This is a genomic window from Shewanella sp. GutCb (genome assembly GCF_002836135.1).
Classification (GTDB): Bacteria; Pseudomonadota; Gammaproteobacteria; order Enterobacterales; family Shewanellaceae; genus Shewanella.
Map to the genome: position 1 here is coordinate 1 of NZ_PJBL01000054.1, position 2,375 is coordinate 2,375.

The 2,375-nt window shown below is 46.8% G+C and carries 2 protein-coding genes; both read right to left on the minus strand.

The features are described 5' to 3' along the window. Positions 1–258 precede the first annotated feature (258 nt). A complete protein-coding gene (locus CXF86_RS19905) occupies positions 259–1,371 on the minus strand; it encodes an IS91 family transposase (protein WP_102039873.1) in 1,113 nt (370 codons plus the stop codon). Beyond that, positions 1,368–2,258 carry a tyrosine-type recombinase/integrase gene (locus tag CXF86_RS19910; protein WP_102039874.1) on the minus strand — a complete coding sequence of 297 codons (891 nt, stop codon included), beginning with the start codon at positions 2,256–2,258 and terminating at the stop codon, positions 1,368–1,370. The genes CXF86_RS19905 and CXF86_RS19910 overlap by 4 nt, the downstream gene beginning before the upstream one ends. Between the last annotated feature and the right edge of the window lie 117 nt (positions 2,259–2,375).

Sequence of the window (2,375 nt, forward strand, 5' to 3'; positions counted from 1 at the left end):
TAACGAATAAGGATAGGCCGCGCGTAGCCGCGTCCTTATCCCGATTGTTGAACAAGCCCGAGTGATACCTTTATAGTGTAAATATCAGCGTAAGATCTTACGCTTTTTTGGTGTGTGGTGAGCAATAGAGTTTTCGTTAGCCATAGCGATCCCTTAGCATCGCCAGCTAATTTATTTACGTCAAAATATCAATGCCTTAATACCTCCTTATTCTTATTTTTCTCTGTATGTTAAATCTAGATTTTGTAGTCCTTCCGCTTAAACAGTGGCGTTAGGCTCCCTTGTTTTCTGCATGATAAAACTTGTCAGTCGTGCATGCTTTTTCCCATGTACCCCCATAAATTTCATCGGCTGCTGGCAGCAGGGGCAAGACCGTATCGCAACCACTTTTTTCACCTCAGCGATTATTGGAAGCACCGCGCCAGCAACCGCGAGCATGAGCTGTATTTGCAGTCTTAGTTTTCGGCAACTTCCTTGCAGTAATCCATAGTCTCTCACTCGACGTAATCCCTTCGGTAGCACATGCTGGAGCACTAACCATAGGAACTCCACCGTAGGTAAAGTGCGTATTTCAGTGGCTTTGGGTTGGCTATTTTGATACTCGAAACTGACGTGGCCATCGACGTCACTGATGATGCTTTTGTCAGGCAAAACGCCGCGATAGAGGTATCTCGACAGGTACTTTAGCGCAGGTAGCCCTTTACCCACATGCTGGCAGTCGACAACCCACTGTTTCGGGATGGCTGCTGGCAGCTTGATGTTGAGCTTGTCTGTCAATTGCTCAAGCAAGCGTGCTCGCCATACTTTGGCAAGATTAAAGGCATTAAACAGGTACTTGCCTTTGCTCTTGTGCCACTGTTGTTTGGCTTTGTTGAAACTCCCCGCGGGAATGATGAAGTGAATATGAGGATGGTAGTCGCGTCGCCGATTATGGGTATGTAGCACGCCCGTAAAACCGATGTCACCACCGAGTTGTTTTGCGTTTTTAGCAAATTCCTTGAGCACGCTTGCAGCGACAGTGAACATGGCTTGATAGACAAGTTCAGGCTGATGTTTGGCGGTGGCTCTAAGCTCATAAGGCAGAGTGAAAGTGACCATGTAATACTCCACGGGCAACAGTTTAGCCTGCTGTTTAGCAAGCCAACCTTCCGTGGTGTTGTGCTGACATTGCGGGCAACTGCGATGACCACAAGACAACGGAAAGTCAGCATGATGAGGGCAACTCTGGCACGCCCACTGACTCGTTCTCTCAGTATTGGTGCGACAACTGAGCATGGCGAAAATAGCTTGCCGCATCGAGGTTGTGATTTGTTGATCAAAAGCTTGATTAAAGGTATCAAGATGGTCGCGTAAAATATCGATGAACTTCATACGTCACACTCCCACTTCAAGATTAAATCATCAGCAAGCTTGTTAATTGCCTCAGCGGTATTTTTACGGGTGATGTGGGTCAGTTTGGTGTAACGAGCGGTGGTGTTGAGGCTGTTATGACCGAGCAGGCTTTGCACTGAGCGCAGGTCTAATCCTTGCTCTAGCAGATGGGTTGCGTAGCTATGTCGCAGATTATGCGGACTGATGGATTTATGAATATTGCACTCAGCAATGACTCGTTTTAAGGCTTTCTGAATGCCGCCTTTATCTATCATCGAATCCAGTTTACCGTCTTTACCAGGAAACATCAGGCGTGGATGACGATGGGTTTGCCAGTAATATCGCAGCGCTAATAAAGTGCGTTGTGGTAGAGGAACCAATCTATCCTTACCGCCTTTAGCATTGCGAATATGTACCTGCATCATCTGTGAATCCATATCACCTACTTGCAAAGAGATCCCTTCGCCGAGCCTAAGCCCCATGCTGTAGAGCACTAGAAAGAACACTTGATAACGCAGTTGTCGAGTGAGGCTAATCACGATAGCAACTTCAGTTGGGGTTAGGATATCGGGCAGTCGGTTGACCTGTGGAGGCTTAACGATGTTGAGCCACTGCCACTGTTGGTTAAGCACATGGCGATAGAAAAACTGCAAACCGTTACGGTCAAGCTTAACGGTGCTCCACGAGTGTGATGCTATCAGTTGAGCAAAGTAACGTTTTAAATCATCGGTGGTAAGGTTGTCGGGACAACGGTCAAAGAAGGCGGCAATACGCCGTACTGCACGGCTATATGCATCGATGGTGGCGGGTCGCTTGCCTTGTAGGGTTAAGTTGGTAAGATGTTGTTCATAAAGAGAATCAAAGCGTTGCTGTTCGAATGTGTCCATGATAATACTCCTAGTAGTAAAGACCTAACAAGGTCTGTACTAGTAAGTATTTAGGATGGTAGATAGAGATGGATTTTATCTTTTCTGCCGCAGAGCGGCTTCGTTCAACAAGGCAAT

What these genes read in the sequence shown, in the direction of transcription:
- CXF86_RS19905 (WP_102039873.1), bottom strand. Translation starts at nt 1,371, where the DNA reads ATGAAGTTCATCGATATTTTACGCGACCATCTTGATACCTTTAATCAA.
- CXF86_RS19910 (WP_102039874.1), bottom strand. Translation starts at nt 2,258, where the DNA reads ATGGACACATTCGAACAGCAACGCTTTGATTCTCTTTATGAACAACAT.